Annotated in this window: 20 protein-coding genes; 6 read left to right on the top strand and 14 right to left on the bottom strand. The window is 59.2% G+C overall.

Annotated elements, in window-relative coordinates; all coding sequences use genetic code 11:
* Positions 1-44 precede the first annotated feature (44 nt).
* From J7382_RS03795 to J7382_RS03815, 5 genes are all read right to left on the bottom strand, one after another.
* Positions 45-701, bottom strand: coding sequence for a DUF938 domain-containing protein (locus J7382_RS03795; RefSeq protein WP_209067257.1), 657 nt, complete (start codon positions 699-701; stop codon positions 45-47).
* Positions 701-1,777, bottom strand: coding sequence for an FAD-dependent oxidoreductase (locus J7382_RS03800; protein ID WP_209067260.1), 1,077 nt, complete (start codon positions 1,775-1,777; stop codon positions 701-703). The genes J7382_RS03795 and J7382_RS03800 overlap by 1 nt, the downstream gene beginning before the upstream one ends.
* Positions 1,774-2,712 (bottom strand): aldo/keto reductase, encoded by a 939-nt coding sequence (locus J7382_RS03805; protein ID WP_209067263.1) that lies wholly within the window; start codon positions 2,710-2,712, stop codon positions 1,774-1,776. The genes J7382_RS03800 and J7382_RS03805 overlap by 4 nt, the downstream gene beginning before the upstream one ends.
* A gap of 167 nt (positions 2,713-2,879) precedes the next feature.
* Positions 2,880-3,500 carry an NAD(P)H-dependent oxidoreductase gene (locus J7382_RS03810; RefSeq protein WP_209067265.1) on the bottom strand — a complete coding sequence of 207 codons (621 nt, stop codon included), beginning with the start codon at positions 3,498-3,500 and terminating at the stop codon, positions 2,880-2,882.
* A gap of 238 nt (positions 3,501-3,738) precedes the next feature.
* Complete coding sequence (locus J7382_RS03815) at positions 3,739-3,966, bottom strand: hypothetical protein (RefSeq protein ID WP_209067268.1); 228 nt, start codon at positions 3,964-3,966, stop codon at positions 3,739-3,741.
* A gap of 191 nt (positions 3,967-4,157) precedes the next feature.
* Between J7382_RS03815 and J7382_RS20215 the strand changes: the two genes are divergently transcribed.
* The gene (locus J7382_RS20215; RefSeq protein WP_209067270.1) at positions 4,158-5,180 is read left to right on the top strand and encodes an AraC family transcriptional regulator; all 1,023 of its coding nucleotides are present in this window, start codon (positions 4,158-4,160) and stop codon (positions 5,178-5,180) included.
* Between the two features lie 3 nt (positions 5,181-5,183).
* On the opposite strand, the gene J7382_RS03825 is transcribed toward J7382_RS20215, so the two are convergent.
* Both J7382_RS03825 and J7382_RS03830 read right to left on the bottom strand, forming a co-directional pair.
* Positions 5,184-5,846, bottom strand: a complete 663-nt coding sequence (locus J7382_RS03825) for a hypothetical protein (RefSeq protein ID WP_209067274.1) — start codon at positions 5,844-5,846, stop codon at positions 5,184-5,186.
* A gap of 47 nt (positions 5,847-5,893) precedes the next feature.
* Positions 5,894-6,394 (bottom strand): Lrp/AsnC family transcriptional regulator, encoded by a 501-nt coding sequence (locus J7382_RS03830; protein WP_058238212.1) that lies wholly within the window; start codon positions 6,392-6,394, stop codon positions 5,894-5,896.
* 217 nt (positions 6,395-6,611) lie between these two features.
* Between J7382_RS03830 and trxB the strand changes: the two genes are divergently transcribed.
* The 3 genes from trxB to J7382_RS03845 all read left to right on the top strand — a co-directional run bounded on the left by trxB (position 6,612) and on the right by J7382_RS03845 (position 11,611).
* Complete coding sequence (trxB, locus tag J7382_RS03835) at positions 6,612-7,553, top strand: thioredoxin-disulfide reductase (RefSeq protein WP_209067277.1); 942 nt, start codon at positions 6,612-6,614, stop codon at positions 7,551-7,553.
* A 187-nt stretch (positions 7,554-7,740) separates the two neighbouring features.
* Positions 7,741-9,420 (top strand): adenylate/guanylate cyclase domain-containing protein, encoded by a 1,680-nt coding sequence (locus J7382_RS03840; RefSeq protein WP_209067280.1) that lies wholly within the window; start codon positions 7,741-7,743, stop codon positions 9,418-9,420.
* Positions 9,421-9,535: 115 nt separating this feature from the next.
* Entirely contained in the window at positions 9,536-11,611 is a 2,076-nt protein-coding gene (locus J7382_RS03845; RefSeq protein WP_209067601.1) for a bifunctional sulfate adenylyltransferase/adenylylsulfate kinase, read from the top strand.
* Between the two features lie 129 nt (positions 11,612-11,740).
* Here the strand turns inward: J7382_RS03845 and J7382_RS03850 are convergent, their stop codons facing one another.
* The gene (locus J7382_RS03850; RefSeq protein ID WP_209067283.1) at positions 11,741-12,241 is read right to left on the bottom strand and encodes a fasciclin domain-containing protein; all 501 of its coding nucleotides are present in this window, start codon (positions 12,239-12,241) and stop codon (positions 11,741-11,743) included.
* 218 nt (positions 12,242-12,459) lie between these two features.
* On the opposite strand from J7382_RS03850, the gene J7382_RS03855 reads away from it, so the two are divergent.
* On the top strand, positions 12,460-12,822 hold the full coding sequence (locus J7382_RS03855; protein ID WP_209067285.1) for a hypothetical protein: 363 nt from the start codon (positions 12,460-12,462) through the stop codon (positions 12,820-12,822).
* Between the two features lie 27 nt (positions 12,823-12,849).
* Here the strand turns inward: J7382_RS03855 and J7382_RS03860 are convergent, their stop codons facing one another.
* Positions 12,850-14,649 carry an amidohydrolase gene (locus tag J7382_RS03860; RefSeq protein WP_209067287.1) on the bottom strand — a complete coding sequence of 600 codons (1,800 nt, stop codon included), beginning with the start codon at positions 14,647-14,649 and terminating at the stop codon, positions 12,850-12,852.
* A gap of 178 nt (positions 14,650-14,827) precedes the next feature.
* Between J7382_RS03860 and J7382_RS03865 the strand changes: the two genes are divergently transcribed.
* The gene (locus tag J7382_RS03865; RefSeq protein ID WP_209067288.1) at positions 14,828-15,955 is read left to right on the top strand and encodes a hypothetical protein; all 1,128 of its coding nucleotides are present in this window, start codon (positions 14,828-14,830) and stop codon (positions 15,953-15,955) included.
* Between the two features lie 72 nt (positions 15,956-16,027).
* Here J7382_RS03865 and J7382_RS03870 read toward each other — a convergent pair whose 3' ends face one another.
* From J7382_RS03870 to J7382_RS03890, 5 genes are all read right to left on the bottom strand, one after another.
* Positions 16,028-17,107, bottom strand: coding sequence for a BMP family ABC transporter substrate-binding protein (locus J7382_RS03870; RefSeq protein ID WP_209067291.1), 1,080 nt, complete (start codon positions 17,105-17,107; stop codon positions 16,028-16,030).
* Between the two features lie 43 nt (positions 17,108-17,150).
* The gene (locus J7382_RS03875; RefSeq protein WP_058238219.1) at positions 17,151-18,071 is read right to left on the bottom strand and encodes an ABC transporter permease; all 921 of its coding nucleotides are present in this window, start codon (positions 18,069-18,071) and stop codon (positions 17,151-17,153) included.
* Entirely contained in the window at positions 18,071-19,150 is a 1,080-nt protein-coding gene (locus J7382_RS03880; protein WP_209067294.1) for an ABC transporter permease, read from the bottom strand. The genes J7382_RS03875 and J7382_RS03880 overlap by 1 nt, the downstream gene beginning before the upstream one ends.
* Positions 19,147-20,691 carry an ABC transporter ATP-binding protein gene (locus J7382_RS03885; RefSeq protein WP_209067297.1) on the bottom strand — a complete coding sequence of 515 codons (1,545 nt, stop codon included), beginning with the start codon at positions 20,689-20,691 and terminating at the stop codon, positions 19,147-19,149. The genes J7382_RS03880 and J7382_RS03885 overlap by 4 nt, the downstream gene beginning before the upstream one ends.
* A gap of 391 nt (positions 20,692-21,082) precedes the next feature.
* Complete coding sequence (locus J7382_RS03890; RefSeq protein ID WP_209067299.1) at positions 21,083-21,865, bottom strand: HpcH/HpaI aldolase/citrate lyase family protein; 783 nt, start codon at positions 21,863-21,865, stop codon at positions 21,083-21,085.
* Between the last annotated feature and the right edge of the window lie 114 nt (positions 21,866-21,979).

Here is a 21,979-nt window from a genome sequence, read left to right on the forward strand (position 1 = left end):
GGAGATCAAACAGCCTCTGCGTTTGGACAGGATATTTGTCAGCGCTATGATTTTGTGAACTGTATCAGTAGGTTGTTGGCAGGCATTTCGATGGTTTGCGCTAGGAGAAGGGCCCGTGTCGCGGCAAAATCGGCAAGGTCTACGTCTGACTTATAGCCAATCTCGGGATCCTGGCCGCGCAGGTCTGCATCAAAGCGCTGATCTCCTTCGCTGACCAGTTCGCCGTTCCGTTTGAAGGGGCCATACATCAGAAGGTGCCCGCCGGGGGAGAGCGCTTTGCCGGCTTCGCAGATCAGCACCTCTGCTTCCTGTGAGCTGATCAGGTGCAGCAGGTTGGCGAGCAAGATGACATCCGGCGCGCTGACATCCTGTGACCAGCCGGGCGCCGTTGCATCGAGGGCTTGGGGCGGGCGCAGGTTGGCAAGGTTTGTCTCATCGACATAGGCCTGAATGCTGGCGCGGCGACTGGCGTCGATTTCTGTGGGTTGCCAGATTAGGGTGGGGAAAGCCTTGGCGTAGGCCACGATGTGCTGACCTGTTCCGCTCGCGATTTCAACGACTTGGCCGGAGGCTGGCAGCAAGGGTGCCAAGGCGTCGATGAGCGGGGTGACATTGCGCGCAGCGGAGGGTGCAAAGAGTTTTCCGGCTGAATCTGGGGTGGCCACAGAGGCGCTGTCTGGCAGGTTGAGGCGACGGGGCATTAGGAAAACCTCCTTGGGTCAAGCGCTTGGCGGGTGGCGGCATCCAGCTCGGATGGCTGGCCTGAAATCAGATCGGCGATCAATTGTGAGGCGGCAGGCGCGGATTGAAACCCGTAACCGCCCTGTCCGGCCACCCAGACAAAAGTGGGGTCTTGCCTGTCGGGACCAAGGGCGAGGTTGCGATCGGGTGTAAAGCTGCGCAGCCCGGCCCAGCTGGCCTCTAGGTGGGTGACCTCTTCGGTGACAAATTCCTGATATCTGGCAATGCCTTCCGCCAGAACCATGTCGTCTGGCCAGGCATCAAAGGGGGCCATTGGGTCCTCTTCAGCAGGAGAGATGATCAGGCTGCCTGCGTCTGGTTTGGCGTACCAGTGTTCATGCACATCCAGAAGCATAGGCCAATCGCGCAGATCATATCCGCCGGGGGCCGGGATGCGTGCCATGGAGCGCCGCATTGGCGTGATGCCAAGCGGGGCGATGCCTGCGTGACTGGCGATGTGATCGGCCCAGGCACCGCTGGCGTTCAGGAGGAGTCTTGTCTCATATACGGCGGTGGGTGTCTGTACCTGCCAGCCGGAAGATATACGTTTGATTCCAGTGACGTGTTGCTCTGTGAGTACATCGCCACCATGCGCGCGGCAGGTTCTGGCACACCATTGCAGAAAGCGGTCTGTGTCGATGTCTGAGGCCTCTTGATGCAGGGCGGCATAGGCGGTGACGGTGCGGTTGATGATGGGCACGCGTTGGTGGGCCTCATCGAGCGGAATGGGGGTGGCGTCAAAGTTGTCGCAGGCCGCAGAAAAAGCATCGCGGTCTTCCGATTTGGCAAGAAACATCACGCCGCGCGGAGAAAGAAATCCGCCATCGGTTGTGGCAAAGAATGCGGCGCTGGCGCGGCTCAGGGCGATGGTGCTCGGCAGGCCATAGTTCTGTTCAAACATCGCGGCGGAGCGGCCGGAAGCGTGATAGCCCAGAGCGGTTTCGCGTTCTAATACAAGGGTTTTCCCGAGGGGTGCCAACCGTGCGGCAGCGGAAAGCCCTGCGATGCCGCCGCCGATGATGAGGAAGTCTATCATGCTTCATCCAATCTATCGGTCGCCGGAGGCGGCGTTGGGGTGAGGGCAGTGAGGCGTTGATAGAGGGTGTCGTCCATCTGAAAGGAGAGTGCATCCAAGGAAGGTTGGAGCTGTTTCAGAGTGCGTGCCGACAGAATGGGACTGGGGCCTGCGGGATGGCGGGCGGCCCATGCGGCCGCGAGTGTAGCGGGATGCGTTTGGTATTCCTCTGCAATGTCAGGGAGTTGTGCGGCTGCTGCATGCATCCAATCAACGTTATAGCGCGCGGTGTAGTAGGGATCAGAGGTCAGGCGGCCTTCGCCTTGTCCCTGTTTGTATTTGCCTGTCAGAAGCCCGCCGCCGAGGGGAGAATAGGTGGCGGCAAGAATGCCGAGATCGGCGCACATGGGCAGGATTTCGACCTCGGCCTGCCGCTTCACCAGATTGTACATCGGTTGAAAGACATCAATGCGAGCGCCGTGTTTTTCTGCGGCCCAAGCGGCTTTGACCACTTGCCATGCGGCGAAGTTTGAGAGGCCTATGTAGCTGATGTTATTTAGAGATTTCTGTTGCGCGAAGAAGTTCAAGGTCTCTTCCAGGGGGGTATCCGGGTCAAAGCGGTGCAGGTAGAGGATATCCACATGATCCATCTGAAGGCGTTTGCGGGAGATATCAAATTGCGCGGCGAGATTGGCGGTGCCTGCGCCTCCGGTGTAGCCGACCTTGGTGGCGATCAGCAAGGATGCGCGCTCCTGTTTGATCAGGGCGCCGAGAATTTCTTCTGACTTTCCAGAGGCATACGCATAGGCCGTGTCGAAGTGGTTGATGCCAGCGGCGCGGCAGGCGGCATACATTTCTGCGCTGTCGCGCTCTGAGGCGGCCTTTCCAAATTGCATGGTGCCAAAGGAAAAACGGCTGATCGGCGTGCCATCGGGGCTGGTAAGGGTCTGTGACATGGGGCGACGTTGCCATGCAGCGCGGTCGGAGAAAAGCCCCGAAGTTGGGCCCGCAAGGGGGCAGGTTAAGGTTTGGGCGCTGCAAATTGGCGTGTCTGTATTGCGTCGGTATTACAGCCATATCGCGTCGGTGGATTTCTACGCCGCCCCATGCCGCTGATCCGGCGTTAACCGCTCTCACCGGATGTTTCAGAGGCGCGGTCATGGGGTGCAGGCAGCGTACAGCCCAGATCATAACACCGGGTAAGCAAAGCGTCACGGCGCGGCGCAGAGCCGGTGGCCCCGCAGAGCAATTCCAGATGACGGGGCGCAAGGCCGAAGTAACCGAAGGTGCCATTGATCCATGCGGTTTCAAGCGCGGCACGCTGACCTGTGCTGTCGATCTCATCAGAGCTGGCACCGGCGGGGACCAGCAACAGCCCACTGCGCGGTGGCTGAAGGGAAGCGTCGGGCGTGTCGAGCTGGTCATAGGCCCAGCCCCAGCACCAGACCCGATCCACCCATCCCTTCATCATGGCGGGCATGCCCCACCAATAGAGCGGGAAGACCAGACAGATTGCATCGGCCCGCGCAATACGCGCGTGCTCTTCAGGCAAATCTGGTGGCAGGTCTGTGGTGCCGTTGCTGCTGATGTCTTCCATCGACCAGATGGGGGAGAAACCTTCGGCGTGCAGATCCGCCAGTTCGGTGGTGTGCCCAGCAGCCCTTGCGCCCTCCATGAAATAGCGTGCGGCAGCGGCGCTGAAGGAGTGTGGGTTTGGGTGATCCAGAACGGTGAGAACGTGCATTTTGACCTCTTTGACGTGCTGTACAGATGGCAATTGAGGGCAGTTTAAGATCTCAGGTAAACTTGAGGTCAAATCAAAAAGAACAATTACTTTCAGTAGTTTGAAAAGCCCGACCCCAACAAAGGAAACGACAGGACGTTGGGGTCGGGAGAAATGGTCGCACAGCGCCTGGGAAGCGCGGGAAGCGTGCGACCGGGATCGGGGCAGAGAAATGGGATGAAAACTGCCCCGAAAGAGATTACTTATCCGCGCTGTCGGGCACGCGCAGTGGGGGTGTCGGCGTTGTGAGCACAAGCGATGTCGAGATGGGCGCCGTCGGGAGGGGAGCAGCGCAGGCATGTGCTGGATCTGCGCGCAGTGGGGTGCTGCCAAGACCAAGCACCAATGCGCCGGTGGCGATGGTCAGCCCGCTGCCGAAGATGGTCAGGACAACAGTTTTGGCGATGGTGGGCAGGGAGGGAAACATCTCTCAGTCCTTTCTTTTGTGCAGTTTTCTGCTGGGGTTACCGATCAGTAAACCAACGTTGGGTCACGAATATTGACAGGGCATGCCAAAGACTTGACAGCAGGCGTCAAAGCCTGTGATGCACGTCACATGCCCGTGATCGCGACAGGCGGGCGTGTTGTCAGATACAAGTTTTTCATGTGAGGTGGGCCGTGGCCGCCATTTCTTCGATTTATGCGCGCAAGCAGATTGCCAATGCGGTGCGTCTTTCAGACAAAGCGCCGCTTTATGACATGGTTGATCTGACACCGGAGACGGCACAGGACCCCTCTGTCATGGTGCCTTTTCCGCTGTATCTGGATCTGCTGGAGACCATCGCAGAAAGCGAATGGCCGGATTTGCAGTTTCACATGAAGACCTGCGCCAGCATGCGGTGTGACGAGTTTGGGGTTTTTGGTCTGGCGTTCAAAACCGCGCCGACCATCCAGCAGGGATTTCAGCGGATTTCGCAATACATTCGCCTGCACAACCGTGTGTCTGATTTCTATGCCGAGCAGAGGGGCGATCAATATGTCTGGTCGGTGAAGGGCCCGCCGGTGACACGGCTGGGGGCGGCGCTGTCGCATGAAGCGGCGCTGGCGACCACCTTGACCCTATGTCGGGAGGCGACAGGCACGGCGCTAACGCCCAAGCATGTGCAGTTTGTGCATGAGCGTGAGGGGTCAATTGAGGCCTTGGTGGCCCATTTCGGGTGTGAACCGCAGTTTGGGGCCGAAACAGATGCGATGATCTTTGACATGGCACAGGTGACGCAGGCCAGCGCGTTGGGTGATGTGGCGATCTGGGAATATATGACGCAGCAGCTTGATCAGGCGCTGGAGCAACTGGATGGCGAAGTCTTGCCATTTGAGGCGCAGGTGATTGAGGAAATCGCCAAATTGCTGAGTGGCGGGGTGCCGCATTTGTCGGAGGTGTCTTCTCTTATGGGACTCGGGGAGCGCACGTTCCAGCGGCGTTTGTCGGAGCGTGGCAAGACCTTTCAGGCGCTGGTGGATCAGGCGCGGCATCAATTGGCCCAGCAGCTTGTTGCGGCGTCGAGCTACTCTCTGGTGGAGATTGCGTTTTTGACGGGATTTTCCGAGCAGAGCGCCTTTTCACGGGCTTTCAAACGTTGGTCAGGGCAGTCACCCAAGGCCTATCGCTTGTCCCTTCAGGATGGGGCTTTGCGCCCTTGAGGGCTATGCTTGCGCGGCGTGTTCTTTGGCGGCCTTCTTAAGTAGCTTCCATGAGCGGGCAGAAAGATGCGGGCGGGCGTTTTGGAGGGGGATGTTGCGCCGATGCAGAAAACTGGCCAGCGCGTAGGCACGGGTGGGTTGGCGCAGGTAGCCGGACCAGCCGACGTCATCGGCATTTTGCAGCTGAATGACCCCAAATCCCGCAATGATACAGCTCAGGTCCGTGGCCAACTCATGGGCTTGGATGCCGCCGGGAAAATCGTCGACCACATCATGAAGCTGTGCATGCATGACCTCATGGGCCAATGTGTTGATCAATGAGATCGGGCGGTTGAGAAGCTCTGGGTCATAGGTGATCAGTGCGGTCTCACCGTCACTTTGAAACGTGCCGGCAACATCGCCGGTGGATTGATAGCTGTGGCGGTATTCGGCCGGTACAACCCCCAAGGGAGAGAGGGCGAGCGTCATCTGGTTGCCCAGATGACGCTGTATGTCGGCGAGCACCTGTGCGGCGGTGTCCTCTGGTGCGCTTTTCCTGGCGGAGAAAAAGGCCGCTGTGGGCAGGATCAGCCTGTCCGGTGTGGGGAAGCGGGCCTCATACCAGTCAAAGCTTTCCGCGATCCACTCTGCCATGTCGTCTGAAACAGTAGGGCGAGACCAAAACATGTCTCAGACTCCAAATACAGAAATACAGAGGGGCAGGCCGGGGCGCGTCAGGCGTCCCGACTCAGGCGCTCTTCGAGCACTTCAAAGGGGACCCCGGGGGTGTCCTTGGCGCCGCGGATGACCAGAGAGGTTTTCACGCTGGCTACATTGTCCGCCTTAAGCAGCTCTTCGGTCAGGAAGGTTTGGAAGGTGGAGAGATCAGGGGCGACGCATTTCAGGATGAAATCCACCTCGCCATTGAGCATGTGACACTCGCGCACCAAAGGCCACTCGCGGCAGCGGCCCTCAAAGGCAGAGAGGTCTGCTTCGGCCTGGCTGACGAGGCCGACCATGGCAAACACCTGTACCTCAAAGCCCAGCTCGCGGCTGTCGACATCGGCATGGTAGCCACGGATATAGCCGGAGTCTTCCAGCGTGCGCACGCGGCGCAGACAGGGCGGGGCAGAGATGCCGACGCGTTTGGCCAGCTCCACATTTGTCATGCGGCCATCCGCCTGAAGCTCTGCGAGGATTTTGCGATCAATCGGATCAAGCCGGTGTCCGGGCATGTCTCTCGTCTCGTTTGTCAGATTTGCGGTTGTTATATCACTTAAGGGAGGTTGCGCAATTATGTTTCGTGATAGCGCAATATCCTTTTACGGTTTTCTCGAAGGTGGCGATTTTGCAGGCAGGTTGGTTCGCTTTTCCGTGATGGGCTTTTCCTGATGCGCCGGGATGGCTATATCGGCTGTCGACTTTGAATTTGCAACGCAGAAAGGTGCCGTCATGGCCGAGACAAAACACACCAAGGTTCTGATCATTGGGTCCGGGCCGGCGGGCTATACAGCGGGCGTTTATGCGAGCCGGGCCATGCTGGAGCCGGTGCTGGTGCAGGGTATTGAGCCAGGCGGGCAGCTCACCACCACGACGGAAGTGGAAAACTGGCCGTCCTTTGTGGAGGTGCAGGGGCCTGAGCTGATGATGAAGATGGAAGAGCACGCCCGCGCGATGGGCTGTGAGATCATTGGCGATATCATCACCGATCTGGATCTGAGCGAGCGCCCCTTCAAAGCCAAAGGTGACAGCGGCACGCTTTACACTGCTGACGCCGTGATCCTCGCCACCGGTGCGCGGGCCAAGTGGCTTGGGCTGGAAAGCGAAGAGGCGTTCAAAGGCTTTGGTGTGTCTGCCTGTGCGACCTGTGACGGGTTCTTCTATCGCGGTCAGGAGATCGTGGTTGTTGGCGGCGGCAACACCGCTGTTGAAGAAGCGCTGTTTTTAACCAACTTTGCCTCCAAAGTGACGCTGATCCACCGCCGTGATGAGCTGCGCGCCGAGAAGATCCTGCAGGACCGTCTGTTCAAGAACGAGAAGATCGAAACGCTATGGTTCCATGAGCTGGAAGAGGTTGTGGGTGATGAGATGCCCAAGGGCGTCACCGGCGTGAAGGTGAAACACGTGGAGACCGGTGAAATCACCGAGATTCCGGCAAAAGGGGTGTTCATCGCGATTGGCCATGCGCCGGCAAGCGAGTTGGTGAAAGATCAGCTGGAGCTGCACAATGGCGGCTATGTGAAGGTTGAGGCGGGAACGGCCAAAACCTCCATTCCTGGTGTGTTTGCGGCAGGCGATCTGACCGATCATGTGTACCGTCAGGCGGTGACCTCTGCGGGCATGGGCTGCATGGCGGCGCTGGATGCGGAGCGGTTCGTCGCTGAGAACAGCTGATCGGCGTGAACTGATGTAAAGGCGGGGGCGTGGCACGGGCTGCGCCCCCGTTTTTTGCGGTGCACCCATGCGCCTTTCTCTCTGGAAGTTGATAGTATTGTGCGGTCTTGCGGAGGTGTCTGTGCCTTGACCGAGGGCGGCGGCTTGGACAGGGTTGAGCAGGAGAATGAGGGAAGGAAAGCGGCGTATGCGGGGCTTGTGGCAGGGCAATTGGCGGGTGAAGACACGTATTGTGTCGGGGCTGATCCTGTTTGCCTATACGCTGTGGCATCTGATCAGTGTGGGGTTGGGGCTGTTCTCGGCGGAGTGGATGGAGCAGTCGCAGCGGGAGTTGTCGCGGCTGGTCAGCAACCCAGTTGGCGGCGCGCTGCTCTACGGGGCGCTGCTGACGCATATGGGGCTTGCGCTGTATCGTCTGGCCATGCGGCGCACCTTGCGGATGCCGATGCATGAGGTTGCGCAGGTCATTTTGGGGGTGGCGATCCCGCTCCTGGTGATGATCCATGTGGTGCACACCCGGTTTGCCAGCAATTGGTTCGGTGTCGATCCTGATATGGGCTACATCACCGGGCTGATCTGGGACAGCAAGAGCGGCTGGCAGCAGGCAACCTTGGTTCTGGTGGTGTGGATCCATGGCTGTATCGGGCTGCATATGTGGTTGCGGGTGGTGCCATGGTGGCGCAGAAATCTGCCGGTCTTGATGGGGGTGGCCAGCCTTTTTCCCGGCTTTGCCTTGGCGGGGTTTCTGACGCAGGGGCGCTTGCAGAAGCTGCGGTTGTTTGATCCGAGCACGGGGGCGCAGCTGCGTGCGGATTATGGGTTTCCGACCGCAGAGGGCTTTGCCCGGCTGGCGGAGATCCACCGGATGGGGCTTGGCGTTTTTCTGGCGATTTTGGGCTTCGTGGCGACGATATATCTGGGGCGCAAGCTGCTTGGTGCGCGCCGGGCAGTACGCATTCAATATGTGGATGGCCCCGAAATTCAGGGGCAGCCAGGGATGACGCTTTTGGAGATGTCGCGCACTGCCGGTGTGCCGCATATGGCGCTTTGCGGTGGGCGCGGGCGATGCACGACCTGTCGTGTGATCGTTGAGGCGGGTCTTGAGGCGCTGCCGACAGCAGCGGCCAGCGAAGCCGCCAGTCTGGCGGCGGTGAATGCGCCCCCCAACGCGCGGCTGGCCTGTCAGTTGCGCCCCAAGGAGCCCGCCACGGTTTTGCGGGTTTATCGAAGCGACGGACAGCAGGCGCGGGCGCATCAGAGCCTTGGGCAGGAGCGTCAGATGGCGATCCTGTTTCTGGACATGCGTGGGTTCACAGCGCGGACCACCGGGCAGTTGCCCTATGATGTGGTTTTCCTTCTGAACCGGTTTTTTGACGCGATTGTGCCGTCGATCACTGGCGCCGGTGGCACGGTGGACAAATATCTTGGGGATGGGTTGCTGGCGGTGTTTGAGCAGGAAGATGAGGCGGCCAGCGCGCGCGCCGCCATGGAAGCCGCGATGGGCATCAGCTCTGCACTGGCAACATTCAATCAGGCGCTGCGATCGGAAAAGGCGCAGCCGGTGGCGATTGGCATGGGGGTGCATTCCGGCACTTTGGTGATTGGGGAAATTGGCGCCGCACAGCATGCGCCGCGCACCATCATTGGCGACACGGTCAATGCGGCCAGCCGTCTGGAGGGTGCGACCAAGGAGCTTGGGGTGGAGCTTTTGGTGTCTGAAAGTGCGTTGCGGGCTGTGGGGCAGGATGTGGATGTGCTGGATCTTGAGATTCTTGAGCTGCGCGGCGTCGCTGAGCCGATGCTGGCGCTGCCGGTGCAGATTGGCAGTGACTTGCGTGAAATCCTGATGCCTGCCGCTGTGGCGTGACAGTCGCAGATGCTGCGGTTGCAGCATTTTTTCGCCGGTGGATGAAATAATGCTTTGAGAAATCGAGATCACAACATATGTGTTCATGCGTGAACACACTTTGAGTCGTTTGTTGATGTCGTTGCAGACCACAAATCCCAAGTCCGATGAGGAAGACCTGCTCTTCCGGCTCCTGCGCCAGCTAGATGTTGCGCCGGAAGCTTCTCAGCGCGCCACCGCGGCGGCGGTGGGCATCTCGCTGGGGCGGTTGAACGCGCAATTGCGTGCAGCGGCGGATGCCGGGCTGATCACCATTAGTGATCGTGCTGGCCCGGACAAGCGACAGAGGTTTGCCTATTCACTGACCGCGCGCGGCGCAGTGGAGAAAGTGCGGCTCACAGATCAATTCCTCGCCCGCAAACTTGCAGAGTATGACGCGCTGCATGCGGAACTGACAGGCTCGGCAAGCGGCCTCGTCCCTATCAAACACAGGACACATCCAATGCAAAATAATCTGGCTCCGATTCCTGAGCTTTATGTCTCCTATGAGAGCGCTCAGAAACTGAAAGTCGAAGCGGCTGATCTGGTCAGCTGGGATCTGACCCCGCGCCAGATCTGTGACCTCGAACTGCTGATGAACGGCGGCTTCAACCCGCTCAAGGGCTTCCTGACCGAAGAAGACTATGACGGTGTTGTGGAAAACATGCGTCTGGCGGACGGCTCTCTGTGGCCCATGCCGATCACTCTGGACGTGAACGAAGATTTTGCCGCGTCTCTGGAAGCGGGTCAGGACATCGCGCTGCGCGATCAGGAAGGCGTGATCCTCGCCACCATGACCGTGACCGACAACTGGGTGCCAAACAAAGCGCGCGAAGCCGAAAAAGTGTTTGGTGCGGATGATGATGCGCACCCAGCGGTGAACTACCTGCACAACCACGCGGGCAAAGTATACCTCGGCGGCCCGGTGACCGGGATCCAGCAGCCTGTGCATTATGATTTCCGCGCCCGTCGCGACACACCAAATGAGCTGCGCGCCTATTTCCGTAAAATGGGCTGGCGTAAAGTGGTTGCGTTCCAGACACGTAACCCGCTGCACCGTGCGCACCAGGAGCTGACCTTCCGTGCCGCGAAAGAAGCGCAGGCCAACCTGCTGATCCACCCCGTTGTGGGCATGACCAAGCCGGGCGATGTGGATCACTTCACCCGCGTGCGCTGCTATGAGGCGGTTCTGGACAAATACCCAGCCTCCACCACCTCCATGTCCCTGCTGAACCTGGCGATGCGTATGGCTGGCCCACGTGAGGCGGTCTGGCACGGCCTGATCCGCGCCAACCACGGCTGCACCCACTTCATCGTTGGCCGTGACCACGCTGGCCCCGGCAAGAACTCCGCAGGCGAAGACTTCTACGGCCCATATGATGCACAGGAGCTGTTCCGCGCGCATCAGGAAGAAATCGGCATCGAAATGGTCGACTTCAAACATATGGTCTGGGTGCAGGAGCGCGCGCAGTATGAGCCAATGGATGAAATTCAGGACAAAGACGATGTCACCATCCTGAACATCTCCGGCACCGAGCTGCGCCGCCGTCTGGCCGAAGGTCTGGAAATCCCTGAGTGGTTCTCTTTCCCTGAAGTTGTGAAAGAGCTGCGCAAAACCAAGCCGCCACGCGCGCAGCAGGGTTTCACCGTGTTCTTCACCGGCTTCTCCGGCTCCGGTAAATCCACCATTGCAAACGCGCTGATGGTGAAGCTGATGGAAATGGGCGGTCGTCCTGTGACCCTTCTGGATGGGGATATCGTGCGTAAGAACCTCAGCTCCGAGCTGGGCTTCTCCAAAGAGCACCGTGATCTCAACATCCGTCGTATCGGCTATGTGGCTTCCGAGATCACCAAAAACGGTGGCATCGCGATCTGTGCGCCAATCGCGCCTTATGCCACCACGCGCCGTGCCGTGCGCGAAGACATCGAAGCTTTCGGTGCCTTTGTAGAAGTGCACGTGGCGACCTCGATCGAGGAATGTGAACGCCGTGACCGCAAAGGCCTCTACAAGCTGGCGCGGGAAGGTAAGATCAAAGAGTTCACCGGCATTTCCGACCCATATGATGTGCCTGTTGATCCAGAGCTGAGCCTTGAGACCGAAGGCACCGATGTGGACAATTGCGCCCATCAGGTGATCCTGAAGCTGGAAAGCATGGGGCTGATCTCCGGCTGATCCGCCCCACAGTGAGATATTTGAAGAGGCCCGCAGCTGTTGCGGGCCTCTTTTTGTGACTGTCATGGGGGCACAGTAACGTCGTACATGGGGATTGACGCGTTGCCTGTGCTTGCCAGTGAGGGGAGGTTAGCCCTCTGGGATCAGAACTTTGTCGATCACGTGGATCACACCGTTGGACGCGCCGATGTCGGCGGAGACCACTTTGGCATCGTTCACTTTCACGCCGCTTTTGGCGTTCACGTTCAGACGGTTGCCTTCGACGGTCAGCACTTTGGCTTTTTTGCCTGCGATGTCACCGGACATCACTTTGGATGGCACCACGTGGTAGGTCAGGATGGCGACCAGCTGATCTTTGTTTTCGGGTTTCAGCAGGGTTTCCACGGTGCCTGTAGGCAGCGCTGCGAAGGCCTCGTCGGTCGGGGCAAAAACCGTAAAAGGGCCCTCACCTTTCAGGGTGTCCACCAGACCGGCGGCCTGTACTGCGGCGACGAGGGTGGTGAAGCTGCCCGCGCCGACGGCGGTGTCTACAATGTCTTTTTTGCCGTGGCCATCTGCGAAGGCAAATGTCGCGCCGGTGACGGCCATGGCTGCGCCCATTACGGAAGCGATAAAGGTGCGTCTGAACATGTTATTTCCTCTCCAATGTTGACGTGAAATCTACGGGGAGGGCAGTTCATTTGGATCAGGAAAAGATCTCAAAGGGATAGTTTTTTGTTTTTAAGCATATGAAATAAATAGATAAACGTTTTTGTGAATTCGCCGTGAGGGGGCGTGAATTTTGCGTGACTTCTTGCTTATCTTGAGTGAGTGTCTTCATCGTGAATACAATTTTAAGGACGTTTTTGATGAAGCACGTAGGCAAATTTTTTGTAAGTGTTGTGGCGGCAATAATGCTATCAAGTGCAGTTTTTGCGGGAACACTTGGCCAGTCAGCCGCACTAAAAGTGCTTGAAGGGGGACAGCTCAAGTTTGACGCGGGATCGAGAGCAACGTTCTCTTCGTCAGGAAACGGGCAAGGGACCTTCGTTTTTGACCACGGCAGCAAGCGTGAAAAAGGTACATATGTGGTGGCGAAAGACGGCGTCGTGACCTGCTACAAAAAGAACGGCAAGCCATATTATTCTTTTGTTGTCGATGAAGAAGGCGGGAAAACATCCCTCCGCTACGTCAGCGGACGTTACAAGGGGAAGAGCTTTTCCTTTAAGTAAAAAAACCGCGCGCGCCGAAACGTATAACTAATTTCGGCGCGCGGCCGCATGGGCGACATCCAGCACATGATGGCCCATGGGCGGGATCAGGCTTGCCTTCTGTGGACCGGTTTCAGCACGGTAAATTTCTGCGTCAGCTTTGATGGTGACCTGCACTTTGATGTCGTCCAGGGCCTCGGGATCAATGCCGGTGGGATCGGCAGACAGGATGACAAAATCGGCCTGTTTGCCCGCCTTGAGGGAGCCTTTCTTGGCCTCTTCGAAATGCTGATAGGCGGGCCAGAGTGTCATTGCTTTCAGAGCTGTCATCACATCGACTCTTTGGTCCGGCCCGAGAATATCACCGGAGCGGGTGCGACGGGTCACCGTGGCGGAGAGCACGCGCATGCTGTCGGGGAAGGCCACAGGGGCGTCGTGATGTGTGCCAAACATCATGCCACGATCGCGGACCCAACCGGTGGGCGAGATGTTGTCGGCATTGATTGGGCCAACCGTGCGATCCCGATGCCAGTCTCCCCAGTAGAATGTGTGCATGGGAAAGAGTGAAGGGAACACATTGAGCCGGTGCAGTGCGGCCACCTGATCGCGGCGCAGAAATTGCCCATGGATCAGGACGGGGCGACGGTCTGCGGTGCCATGGGTCTGTTCAGCTGCCTCAATGGCTGCGAGCAGCATGTCGGAGGCGCCTTCCCCATTGGCATGGGTCAGAATCTGAATGTTGTGTTCAAAGGCCCAGTTGATGGCGTCTTGCACCTGCTCAGGGTTGGCCGCCGCATAGCCGGCATAGCCGGGGGGATAGTTGCCGATAGGGTCATGATAGGGCCGGTCCCGCAGGGCGGTGAACCCCTGTGGAGAGCCATCAATGGTGAGCTTTGCTCCGCCGATGCGCACGCCGTTCTCATAAGTGTCCGAGTGGTTGGCGAGGATAAAATCGCGATCCACCAGCACGTCCGGGTAGACCACCACATCCACAGGAATTCCGCCCTCAGCGGCGACAGCGCGGGCAATGGCGGCCACTTGTGGCGTGGCTCGGCCTTCCTGCGCGGTGGTGTAGCCGAAGCGGGCCCAGAGTTTCGCGCCTGCGCGGGCGAAGTCTTTGAACCCCTCTTCGCCAATGCCGCCCAGAAGTTTGCCGAGAACCAGAAAGAAGGCGTTTTCTTCCAGCACACCGTCCGGGCTGCCGTCTGCGCCGTAGCGGATGATGCCACCGGGCGGCACTGCTGTGGTTTTTGTGATATCCGCCACCGCCAGCGCGGCGGAATTGGCGGCGCCAAAGTGGCCGGACTGGTGGACGATAATGATGGGAATGTCCTGTGACACGGCATCCAGATCGGTCTTTGTGGGGTGGCGCAGTTCGGCCAATTGCGATTGATCATAGCCAAAGCCCACGATGAGGTTCGTTGCGGCAATGGCGCTTTGGTTTTCGGCCATCCAGTTGCGCAGAGCGTCTTGCAGGGAGGCAATGTCGGTGACCGCGCCGTCCGGTGGGGCAAGGAGGTTGGCAGAGAGCGCCTGTAGGCCGCCCATCACCACATGGCCGTGGCTGTCGACAAATCCGGGCAGCAGGGTGCGCCCGGCGAGATCGTAGCGCGCTGTGTTCTCTCCCTGATGGACCAGCACCTCTGCCAGCGATCCCACTGCCAGAATGCGCCCGTCTTTGGTGGCCAGAGCCTCTGCGCGCGGGGCGGCGTCTTCCATGGTGAGGATCGGCCCACCAGAGTAGATTGTATCGGCGATGTCCTGAGCAAAGGCGGGGGCGCAGAGCAGGGCGGCGAGGCTGGCGCCGGTGAGAGCTGATGTGATGCGATTATGGAAAACAGAGAACATGGCATCGATCCTTTCAAACACATCAGAACTCTGCGCCGCCGGTGTAGTGCCTGTCAAATCACCGTTTGGCACGGTGATATCCGGGGTCTCCCCCCCCCCTGTCATGGCAAAACAACTCTGGATTTGCGCCCTTCGCGGGCTATGGTCACGATATTGGGGACGACCAAGGACAGATTTGATGAGACTATTGGAGCGCGCCATGGCTTTGGCGTTTGGGATGTTGTGCGCCGCCGGACTTCAGGCGGCAACGGTTGAAACCGTGGGAGAGTGGGACGATCGCTGCACCTATTATTACAGCGGAGACGTGGTTGAAGGGGATGCAGCGAAAGTGGAGGCGCTGAACACCTTTGGCGCGGGCGGGGCGACCCTCTGTCTGAACAGTGGCGGCGGGAATTTTCTAGAAGGGCTGAAGCTGTTTGATGTGATTTGGAACAAACAGATGAATACGCGCGTTCTTGCGGGCCACACCTGTGCGTCTGCCTGTGCCATTGCGTGGCTGGGCGGGAGTGTTTCAGAGGGATCTCTTGGGATCAAGTTTCCCTCTCGCAATATCGAGCCCGGTGCCCGGCTTGGATTTCATGCGCCCTATCTCGTGTTGCCGGATGGGGGGAGCTACGACGACTCAGATGTGGAATGGGCCTACCGCGTGGGCATTCGCCATTCTCAGGGAATCTTTGATATCCATCTGGCGCAATTTGATGAGGCGCTCGCACTCAATCAATATCTCTATCGGCAGACCATTGCGACGCCGGGTGAGGAGATGCACTGGATCGACACGGTGGGAGAAGCCGTGATGAGCGATGTGCTTGTGGACAGCGTGGTCGCGCCCACGAGCATTAAGAAGGCCAATCTCGTGCATCTCTGTGAGGCGGCCTATATGCGGCATCTTGATCTCTCCCCAGGATTGACGGATGCGGCCTCCCGCTTCGCAGATCTGCGCACAGGCAGCTACAAAGAAGATCAGGTTGGCAGCTATTTCAAAAACGATCAGGAATATTGGGCCATCCGTCTTTATGGTGAGAGACGGCGGCAATACGTCTGTGTTTTGAGCGATGACCGGATTGCTTCTCTTCTCAGCAACATGAAACGCTACAATGCGGAAAAGACCTATCCGTACAATGGGCGGGCAGAGGTGCCGCATATTCATGTTGACCTCCGCTTTGCGGATGTTTGGCCAGATGGGCCCCTGGAGGATGTTTTGGCGGATTTGTCCGGCGTGGATCCTTATGGGCAGTCAACCTCCGTGAAACTGCCATTCTATGCGCTCTATGATGCGGGCATGCCTCTGCGTGCGATTGCGCGTTGAGGGGCAGTGCACAGGCTCAAACAAAAAGGCCCGCCAGAGTGGCGGGCCTTTCGTGTTTCAGAGAGAAACAGCTTAGTTCGGGATCTCGGCGGTGATGCCTTCGACGTAGAAGGACATGCCGGCCAGACCGTCGTCGCTGTAATCTTGCGCAACTTCGCCTTCTGCCAGCCAAGGTGTGCCGTCCTGCTTGTTCAGAGGGCCGGTGAAGGCGTGGTAGGAGCCGTCTGCCAGAGCGGCAACCATTTCCAGAGCGGAGGCTTTTACATCCGCCGGAACCGCGTCAGAGATTTCACCGATGCCAACCATGCCTGCGCCAATGCCGTCCCATGTGGAGACAGATTCCCATGTGCCGTCCATGACAGCCTGAGTACGTGCCACGTAGTAGGGGCCCCATTCGTCGATGATGGAGGACACACGTGGGAAGGGTGCGTATTCGCCCATGTCAGAGGCCTGACCAAAGGTGATCACGTTGCCTGCGGCCTGTGCGGCGGCCTGTGGTGCGGTGGAGTCGGTGTGCTGCAGGATCACGTCTGCGCCCTGCTCGATCAGCGCCTTGGCGGCGTCGGCTTCTTTGGCAGGATCAAACCATGTGTAGGCCCAGATGATGGAGAATTCCACATCCGGGTTCACCTTTTTGGCGTGGATGTAGGCGGAGTTGATGCCACGGATCACTTCTGGGATTGGGAAAGAAGCGATGTAACCAATTTTGTTGGTCTTGGTCATGTGGCCCGCGATGTGACCCTGAACCGCGCGGCCTTCGTAGAAGCGTGCGGAGTAGACAGAGACGTTGTCGGCCTGTTTGTAGCCAGTGGCGTGCTCAAACTTCACCTTTGGGAATTTTTTGGCGACGTTGATGGTTGGATCCATGTAGCCAAAGGAGGTGGTGAAAATCAGGTCCGCGCCCTGCAGCGCCATCTGGGTGATCACACGCTCGGCATCGGCACCTTCAGGCACGCTTTCAACAAAGGTGGTTTCCACTTTGTCGCCAAACGCGGCCTCAACTGCCTTGCGGCCCTTATCGTGCTCATAGGTCCAGCCGCCGTCGCCCACTGGGCCAACGTAAACAAAGCCCACTTTGGTTGGGTCGGCCATCGCAGTTGTTGCCAGACCCAGCGCCAGTGTGGCGCCTGTCAGAAGTTTGGTCAGTTTCATTTCGGGAAGTCCCCCTGTTAGTGGCAGTTTTTTGTAGTCTACCTCATTGCGAGGCATGGAAAGTGCGGCCAAGTGAGGCGGGTGCGCCGCTTTTGTCAGCCGACATGATGACCAGAACGAGGATGGTTATCAGATACGGTGACATTGCCAAGTATTCCACTGGTATGGCAATACCTGCCGCCTGTAGATTGAGCTGTAAAACGTTGATGCCGCCAAAAAGATAGGCGCCCAGCAAAACGCGCCAAGGCTTCCAAGAGGCGAACACCACAAGGGCGAGCGCGATCCAGCCGATGCCAGCGGTCATACCTTCGGTCCATTGGGGCACGCGGATGAGTGAAATATAGGCACCGCCAAGGCCTGCGCAGGCCCCACCAAACATGATCGCCAGAATGCGCACGCGGATGACGTTATATCCCAGCGCATGGGCGGCATCGTGGCTTTCGCCAACCGCGCGCAGGATCAAGCCGCCGCGGGATTTTTTGAGGAACCACCAGACAGCTGCGGTGAGGGCGATGCCGATGTACAGCACCGGGTCATGGGAGAAGAGGATCGGGCCGAGCACGGGGATGTCAGACAGCACTGGGATGTCCAGCGTCGCCATGGCGGGTGGTTTGATGCCCACATAGGATTGGCCCATGAGCGCCGACAGGCCAAGGCCAAAGAGCGTGAGGGCAAGGCCGGAGGCCACCTGATTGGCCAGTGCGAATTGGGTCAGGAAGGCAAACAGCAGCGAGAGCACCGCGCCTGCGACCATGGCCGCCAGCAGGCCCATCATCGGGGAGGTGGTTTCCACCGCGATGGCAAAGCCTGCGATGGCCCCGATGATCATCATGCCTTCGACGCCGAGGTTGAGCACGCCGGCTTTCTCCACGATGAGTTCGCCAATCGCCGCCAGAAGGAGCGGGGTGGCCGCGACCATCAGAGAGGCGATCAGCAGGACGGGGTTGATGGCTGAGAGATCCATTATGCGGCTCCCTTCTTTTTCAGGACGACGCGATAGTTGGTGAGCAGGTCAAGCGCGAGCAGGAAGAACAGCAGCATGCCCTGGAAAACCTGAATGGCCGCAGAGGGCAGGCCCAAGTTGCCCTGCGCGAGATCGCCGCCCACATAGGTCAGCGCCATCAGCAGCGCCGCGAGCAGGATGCCGACCGGATGCAAGCGACCGAGGAAGGCCACGATAATGGCGGTGAAACCATAGCCGGAGGCGAAGTCGATGTTGATTTGCCCAGACGGCCCGGTGACCTCAAACAGCCCGGCCATGCCAGCCAGCGCCCCGGACGTGCCAAGGCAGAAGAGGATCAGGCGGGTTGGGTTCACACCGGCAAACCGTGCGGCGCGCGGGGCTTCGCCGGTGAGCCGGATGTTGAAACCAAGGATATGGCGGTTGAGCAGCACATAGGCAAAGATCACCGCGATAAAGGCAAAGGCCATGCCCCAGTGCAGGCCTGCGGCCTCATTGATCCAACTGGAGGCGGCCGGGAAATCAGAGAAGTTGCGGGAGCCGGGAAAGCCCATGCCTTCGGGGTTGCGCAACAGGCCCAGCGACATGGAGGCCAGAAGCTGATCGGCCACATAGACCAGCATCAGCGACACGAGGATTTCATTGGTGCCAAAGCGCACTTTCAGGAAGGCAGGGATCATGCCCCAGGTCCAGCCGCCCAAGGCCCCGGCCAAGATCATCAGCGGGAAGATCAGGCGGCTTTCGGTGGGATAGAAGGCCAGACCTACGGCGGCGCCGCAGATGGCCCCGAGGATGTATTGACCTTCGGCCCCGATGTTCCAGATGCCTGCCTTAAAGCCCAGCGAGAGGCCAATGGCGATAAGCACCAAGGGCGCGGCTTTCACCAATAATTGGGGGCGGTAGTAGAAGGCAAATTCGCCAAACACCGGATCATAAAAAATGGTGCGGATGGCTTCCAAGGGGTTCTTGCCGAGCACTGCAAAGAGCGCGCCGCCCATGATCATGGTGATGAGCACCGCAATGAGGGGGGTGGCGAGCGAGAGGGCGCGCGACGGGGTGGGGCGTTTTTGTAGCGCGATCATGCGCCTGCTCCTTCTTGTTGGTCACCAACATTGGCAACTTCCATGCCGTGGGCACCGCCCATCATTAAGCCGATTTCATCAATGGTGAGACCGGCGGCAGGGCGGATGTCGGACATGCGGCCTTCGTTCAGCGCGCCGAAGCGATCAGAGATTTCCATCAGCTCGTCGAGGTCCTGAGAGATCACCACGATGGCGGCGCCACCGGCGGCGAGGTCGAGCAGAGCCTGACGAATAGAGGCGGCTGCGGCGGCATCCACGCCCCATGTGGGTTGGTTGACCACCAGAACTTCGGGCCGTTGCAGGACTTCGCGGCCAATCACAAATTTCTGCAGGTTGCCGCCAGACAGAGCGCGCGCAGCCACGCGGTTGCCGGGGGTGCGCACGTCAAACTGTTTGATGATCTTATCTGCAAACTCTGCCGTCTTGGACCAGTTCACAAATCCCTTGTTGGAGAGGCCTTCGCGGATGGCGCCGGTCAGCAGGGCGTTTTCTGTCAGGCTCAGATCCGGCGCAGCGGCGTGGCCGAGACGTTCCTCAGGTGCGGCGAGAATGCCCAGATCACGACGGGCGTTGGGGCCAAGGTTGGCCACATCCTTGCCGTTGACCTTGATGGCGTCAGGCCATGTCAGCGCTTCGCCTGACAGGGCGGCCAGAAGTTCATCCTGTCCGTTGCCTGCGACACCGCCGATGCCCAGAATTTCGCCCGCACGCACGGTGAAATGAATGTTCTTGAGCGTGGTGCCAAATGGATTGCTGGGCTCCAGAGTGAGGCCGGAGACATCCAGCACCACATCCCCGGCTTTTTCGGTGGTGCGGGTCGGGGTTTGCAGCGTGTCGCCCACCATCATTTCGGCCATGTCGCGTGCAGAGGTTGCAGCAGGCACACATTCGCCAACGTTTTTGCCAAGCCGCAGAATGGTGGCGTGGTCACAGAGGGTGCGGATTTCTTCGAGCTTGTGAGAGATATAGAGGATCGAGGTGCCCTCGGCCTTCAGCTTGTTCAGGGTCTGAAACAGGATGTCGACCTCTTGCGGGGTCAGAACCGAGGTGGGCTCATCCATGATCAGCAGCTTGGGATCTTGCAGCAGGCAGCGGATGATTTCGACGCGCTGACGTTCTCCGGCAGAGAGATCCCCCACGGTGCGGTTGGGATCAAGCGGCAGGCCGTAGGTTTCGGACACACGGCGGATGCGGCGGGCGAGGTCGCGCATGGACGGTGGGTTTTCCATGCCGAGGGCGACGTTTTCTGCCACGCTCAGCGCGTCAAACAGCGAGAAGTGCTGAAACACCATGGCCACACCAGAGGCGCGGGCGGCTTTGGGCTCAGACGGGGCAAAGGGCTGGCCGTTCCATGTCATGCTGCCGCTGTCCGGCTTCACAAGGCCGTAGATCATTTTCACAAGCGTGGATTTGCCTGCCCCGTTTTCACCAAGCAGGGCGTGAACCTCGTTGTGTCCGATGTCAAAGGAGACGTCATCATTGGCCACCACGCCGGGATAAGCTTTGGTCAGCCCCTTGATGGAGAGTAGCGGTGTTGTCATTGGCGTCCCCCTGCGGTGCGGTTCCGGCCAACCTCGCTAAACTGGCACACCGCTTGTTTTATAGCGCGCTCACCCTAAAAACGGGGCCCCGGAGTCTGCAAGACAAACTTCCCAAGCCCATTTCTGCATCAGGACTAGCAGGGCGCGACTCGTCCGCCAGCCGCCCCTCATATCCTTGGTTTTTAAGGGGTGCGCCAGTCTATTTTCAACAATTCATATAAAGAGTTGCAGCTAGGGAAGTTGTGCTGTTGCGCAATTTTTATGCAAGTTCCCTTGGGGCAGGTGTCCTCAGACGGTCTCTCACATGGTGCCAAGTGACGCCATTTTCCGGGGCCGACTCCCTCAGGGCGCTTGGAGGCGGGGGTGAGGGGGCCGGTACGAGTGGCATGCGCTAGTCGTCGGGGATGAGGGATTTGGCATCGCGGGACAGCGCGCGGGCGGTGTTGGCCAGCAGCACGGTATCGATGCCAACCGCCACGAAGGTGGCGCCTAGATCGAGGTAGGTTTTGGCCCCTTCCAGAGACAGCGTGAGGATTCCGGCGGCTTTGCCTGCGGCGGTGATGCGGGTGATGGCATCGGCGATCACAGTCTGGACCTCTGGCGCGGTCAGATCGCCGGGGTAGCCCATATCGGCGGAAAGATCTGCTGGCCCAATGAAGACCCCATCCACGCCCTCTACGGCGAGAATGTCATCGAGATTGGCTATGGCGGCGCGGGTTTCGGCCTGTACCAGAACACAGATTTGCGCGTTGGCGGTGGTGGCATAATCCTCGATGGCGCCAAAGTTGGTGACACGTGCGCCGTAGCCGCCCATGCCCCGCACGCCTTCGGGCGCATAGCGGCAGGCGCGGACCACCCCGGCGGCTTGTTCGGCGGTGTCCACCATGGGCACCAGCACGGTTTGTGCGCCTGCGTCCAGCGTTTGTTTTAGCATCCAGTCCTCGCCGATCGGCACACGCACGACGGCGTGGCTTGATGTGGGCGAGAGGACGCGCAGTTGATCTGTGATCGAGCGGATGTCGTTTGGACCGTGTTCGCCATCCACAACCAGCCAGTCAAAGCCCGTTGTGGTCATCAACTCGGCGGCAAGGGCATCGCCAAAACTCATCCAGCAGCCGATTTGGGGCTTCTTTTGTGCTAAAGCGGCTTTGAACGGGTTGAGAGGTGCGGGCATGGGGCCTCCGGCAGTTGTGGTCTTCTGTTGGCGCAAGTTGAGCGCGGAAGCAGGCCGGTGTCCAGACGTTGGGGTTGGAAAAGAAACAGGCCGACCCTTGGGCCGACCTGTCAA

Origin of the sequence: Shimia sp. R11_0 (assembly GCF_017744035.1) — a bacterium.
GTDB classification, from domain to species: domain Bacteria; phylum Pseudomonadota; class Alphaproteobacteria; order Rhodobacterales; family Rhodobacteraceae; genus Shimia; species Shimia marina.